This window comes from Paenibacillus sp. 598K (assembly GCF_003851045.1).
Lineage (GTDB): Bacteria > Bacillota > Bacilli > Paenibacillales > Paenibacillaceae > Paenibacillus_D.
Genome location: NZ_BFBX01000199.1, coordinates 1 through 413, shown reverse-complemented (window position 1 = coordinate 413; position 413 = coordinate 1). Strand labels below are relative to the sequence as shown.

Below are 413 nucleotides of genomic sequence, written 5' to 3'. Positions count from 1 at the left end.
GCGAGATCTCATCTACGATTTCCAGTTCGACTAAGCGATCCGCGATCAACCGAATGGACCATCTGCTGTAGCCTTCCGGCGGCTTGCTACAGGCGATTGCGCTCAGCATCGCTTCGCCCGCACCATCAAGCTTTGTCCTGCGTGGGGGTTGTTTCTCACGCTCTAACGCCGCATCGAAGCCTTTTTCGACCAACCGTTTTCGCAAATTTCGAACCGTGCTTATACTCGTGTTAAAGGCTTCTGCGATTCGGGTATCCGCCCATGAGGGTCCATGCGCACCTTCATCGGCCTTCAGCAGCATTTGCGCATGTTTGATTTTATAGCCGGCTATTTTTCCTTTTTGGATCAACTTCTCTAATTGGTTGCGTTCTTCTTGAATCAATTCAACTTTCCATTTCTTTTCCATCGTCAGT

1 protein-coding gene is annotated in these 413 nt (G+C 49.6%); it reads right to left on the bottom strand.

Annotated elements, in window-relative coordinates; genetic code table 11:
- A partial coding sequence (locus PA598K_RS34295; RefSeq protein WP_185602408.1) for a helix-turn-helix domain-containing protein occupies nucleotides 1–413 on the bottom strand: 413 nt, incomplete at both ends.